Source organism: Moorena sp. SIO3B2, from assembly GCF_010692525.1.
GTDB lineage: Bacteria > Cyanobacteriota > Cyanobacteriia > Cyanobacteriales > Coleofasciculaceae > Moorena > Moorena producens.
The window spans coordinates 1-3,587 of sequence record NZ_JAAHHE010000520.1 but is presented as its reverse complement, the minus strand read 5'-3'; the positions used below and the strand labels follow the sequence as shown (position 1 = coordinate 3,587).

At 43.3% G+C, this 3,587-nt stretch carries 6 protein-coding genes; 4 read left to right on the top strand and 2 right to left on the bottom strand.

The window, feature by feature from the left end; translation table 11 throughout:
• The first annotated feature begins 112 nt into the window (after positions 1–112).
• Complete coding sequence (locus tag F6K38_RS37300) at positions 113–394, top strand: YiaA/YiaB family inner membrane protein (RefSeq protein ID WP_008188176.1); 282 nt, start codon at positions 113–115, stop codon at positions 392–394.
• A gap of 78 nt (positions 395–472) precedes the next feature.
• Complete coding sequence (locus tag F6K38_RS37295) at positions 473–733, top strand: hypothetical protein (RefSeq protein ID WP_287263792.1); 261 nt, start codon at positions 473–475, stop codon at positions 731–733.
• Positions 734–932: 199 nt separating this feature from the next.
• On the opposite strand, the gene F6K38_RS37290 is transcribed toward F6K38_RS37295, so the two are convergent.
• Complete coding sequence (locus F6K38_RS37290; RefSeq protein ID WP_008188178.1) at positions 933–1,352, bottom strand: helix-turn-helix domain-containing protein; 420 nt, start codon at positions 1,350–1,352, stop codon at positions 933–935.
• A 277-nt stretch (positions 1,353–1,629) separates the two neighbouring features.
• On the opposite strand from F6K38_RS37290, the gene F6K38_RS37285 reads away from it, so the two are divergent.
• Positions 1,630–1,896 carry a hypothetical protein gene (locus F6K38_RS37285; protein ID WP_287250309.1) on the top strand — a complete coding sequence of 89 codons (267 nt, stop codon included), beginning with the start codon at positions 1,630–1,632 and terminating at the stop codon, positions 1,894–1,896.
• A gap of 171 nt (positions 1,897–2,067) precedes the next feature.
• Here the strand turns inward: F6K38_RS37285 and F6K38_RS37280 are convergent, their stop codons facing one another.
• Positions 2,068–2,325: a hypothetical protein gene (locus tag F6K38_RS37280; RefSeq protein ID WP_071106252.1), complete on the bottom strand. Its 258-nt coding sequence runs from the start codon at positions 2,323–2,325 to the stop codon at positions 2,068–2,070.
• A gap of 540 nt (positions 2,326–2,865) precedes the next feature.
• On the opposite strand from F6K38_RS37280, the gene F6K38_RS37275 reads away from it, so the two are divergent.
• The gene (locus F6K38_RS37275; RefSeq protein ID WP_008186627.1) at positions 2,866–3,249 is read left to right on the top strand and encodes an endonuclease domain-containing protein; all 384 of its coding nucleotides are present in this window, start codon (positions 2,866–2,868) and stop codon (positions 3,247–3,249) included.
• Positions 3,250–3,587 lie beyond the last annotated feature (338 nt).

The window sequence follows — 3,587 nt, the reverse complement described above, 5'->3', positions numbered from 1 at the left end:
TACTCTAGTATGCAGATCCAAAAACCGTCCTTGCTCTCAACTTACCAGACAATATGCTTTGTATCATCAAAATTAAATTGATTAACATTATTGCACTTAAAGGTTGAGTAAAATGCAAGAACGATTTGGTAACCAAACCCATAGTACAGGTTGGATAATTCAGTCTTGGGCGTCTTTTGTTATTTCTGTTTTTGCCATGACTATTGGCATTGCGAATTTGCCAGCAGATAACTGGATCAAAGGCTATTTAGGTATCGGTTTACTTTTCTCTGTTGGCTCTAGCATCAACATCGCGAAAACTACAAGAGATATCCATGAATCCAAAAAATTAACTTCGAAAGTTGAAGAAGCTAGAGTTGAAAAACTACTAACTGACCACAACTCTCTGCATTAATATCAAGTGCATAAGCTATCAGCTATCAGCTATCAGTTATTACCTATAAGCTATCAGTCATTAATCGTAGGGTGGGCAGTGCCTACCAACGTGGTTTGCAAGCTTCATTATCTGTCTGCTGCACTGCCCACCCTACATGAACCTATCAGTAGGGTGGGCAGTGCCTACTATCAGTCATTAATCGTAGGGTGGGCAGTGCCTACCAACGTGGTTTGCAAGCTTCATTATCTGTCTGCTGCACTGCCCACCCTACATGAACCTATCAGTAGGGTGGGCAGTGCCTACCAACGTGGTTTGCAAGCTTCATTATCTGTCTGCTGCACTGCCCACCCTACATGAACCTATCAGCTATCAGCTATCAGCTATCAGTTAGCAGCTATCAGCTATCAGTTATCGGCTATTGGCCGTAGGCTAAGCTACACCGAACAGCTTTTGAATAAAATAAGCTGACCACTGATGGCTGACCACTGATGGCTGACCGCTGACCGCTAACCGCTGACCACTGACCACTGACCACTGACCACTGACCACTGACCGCTTAAGCGATTACCTTAAAATCAGAAATCGTCTCAATCCATACCCGTGCTCCACACTTTAGGGGATCATCTGGGCGATACATGACCCGACAAGGGCCATTGACTTCGACAGTATGACCGTAAGTATTGTTAGAGCCTCGTTTTACCGTAATCACTGGATTGCGTTCGCCGCTGTTGTGATTTTGGCGAATCACTTTCTGATTAACGTGGATGACGGCCTTCGTGTAATTTGTACGCTTTGACCAATTCCGCTTCGGTCCGCGAGTACCAGGGGTAACCACGGGCATGCCATCAAATAAAGGAATCACCCAAGTTCTACCGACTTTATAAGCTCCTTTAACTCTGCCCTTGCTCAACAGGAAACGGACGCGAGTGGCAGAGATACCTAGTAATTCAGCAGCTTGTGCGGTAGAAATCATCATGGCGGTAAAACCATTGCTTTAACGATATTGTTATCTTAACACGATGTTTTAGAAGATGCAAGGGAGTGGAGAGGGTGCAAAGGGTTGTAAGCGTGGAAGGTCAGAAAAACTATTGCATTGTTATAACGGGTGATATGGGCTATGTAGTTGATGTGGGAGGTTAGAAAAAACTATTGCAGCGATGCAATTAACTTTGATCCGGTGGGTGGAATGGGCAGCAGGGGTGTAAAATGTATTAAGTGTTTACAATGTATTAAGGGTGGAATAGGTATCAGGGGTGGAATGGGCATCTTGCCCGTTTCATTTCCGGGCGGGCTGTCCCAAGAATGGCTACGAGGCGGTCAGAGCGGATCCTTGGGTGGTGCGTTACGGGGCGACTTCAGGGGCGAAGAGGTTGAACATGAGGACAAGCCCGCCCCTAACACACCCTACGCAACTGCCCGATTCCCGATTCCCGATTCCCGATTCCCGATTCCCTACTCCCTGTTCCCTGTTCCCTGTTCCCTGTTCCCTCAACAAAAAAATTCGGTCAAGTTTTGGTTAATTCCAATGCTTGACCGAATTATTTTTTGTAATAGTCAACAACCCTAGAGTCCTTGACTATGTGTTCACCAAATCAACAACATACAAACTTAGGTCTTAGACTTCAGACTTCGTAATTTCTCCTGAGTTTTGACCTGTAGCCAGGGATGCAAATCCCTGGCAAGTTGCTATCTTAATCTACCGACAGATGTCGAATCAAAATACTGATCACCTCACCAGGATTTCCGGTAGGTTGAGGAGTGCTCCACTCATGAACTTGGGCGTAGCCACGGCTATAAAGATTATAGATTGTGACCCGCACGGTTTTGGGAGAACCGATCAATATATGTTTGATTTGCTCCCGTCCTGGCTGGGGTTGGCCAAATAATTCAGGGAGATTAGGATTGTTGGGATTATACTCAAAATTTGGGAGAAAGTTTTCGATGTCCATAATGTTTTTTTGTGTTGTATTGGCGACATTTTTATGGTAATAAATAATTATTTATTTTGTCAAGTATTTTTCATTTTTTTTTATAAAGTGGGTATAAATATCAAATTTTTGATTAGTTTTTTTTTGTTTTTTTTGGTTAATTAAAAATAGCGATCGCATTAAAATTGAGACCGTAATCATGCGATCGCTTAGCGGCTGATATCATCGCCTTTTTTTAGGGATTATGAATTAGGGATTATGAATTAGAGTAATGGTGTTAGATTGGGGGAGTCCTTTCCCGTAGTGCCTCCTACATACCATCGCTTTCCATAGCATTTCTTTACCAAGGGGTAAAGTCGGAAAATCGATCTAGAAAGTCCCCCTTATTAAGGGGGATAATGGGGGATCTAAACCCGGAAGCAGATCCGAAAAGCTCGATCCTCCCAGCCCGCTGTGATCATTGGGTAAAGTCGGAAAATCGATCTAGAAAGTCCCCCTTATTAAGGGGGATAATGGGGGATCTAAACCCATGCAAAAAACCACAAAATCGATTAGTTTTAAATGTGCGATCGCCAACAAAGACAATTCCATCTTCCTTATAATTACAAGTTAGTAAGCAGAGCTAGAGGATTAAGGAAAACTATGACCCCAGTCGAGAAAAAGCTGTGGTCTTGCTATTTGAAAAATTTTCAGTTTAGAGTCTTGCGACAAAGACCAATAGCGAATTTTATTGTTGACTTTTATTGTGCTGCTTTAAAATTAGTTATTGAAGTTGATGGGGATTCTCATTATACAGAATCTGGCCAAGCTTATGACGAAGAAAGAACTCACATTCTTGAAGGTTATGGATTAAAAGTAATTCGATTTACCAATGATGAAGTATTGCATAATTTTGAAGCAGTGTGCGATCGGATCAGCAGTGAGCTTCCCCCTAGCACAACCTAGAGCTGTTTCAAAATTCAATAAGTTGCGGCTCTTTGGTGAGTATCAAATTTTTTTAGGGATTAGGATAATAGAGTTAGATTGGGGGAGTGGAATCGCGCTTTTTATACCATTTTCTAGTGCGATCCCCCCCTGCCCCCCTTATTAAGGGGGGAGTCCGGAAATCGATCTAGTTTGTGCCCCTTCCGCCCAAATAACCAAAGGGCGGAGTAAACTCAAAGAGTTCCCTTTCCTAACTCGATCCCCCCCTGCCCCCCTTATTAAGGGGGGAGTCCGGAAATCGATCTAGTTTCTCTCCCTTCCGCCCAAATAACTAAGGGCGGAGTAAACTCAAAGAGTTC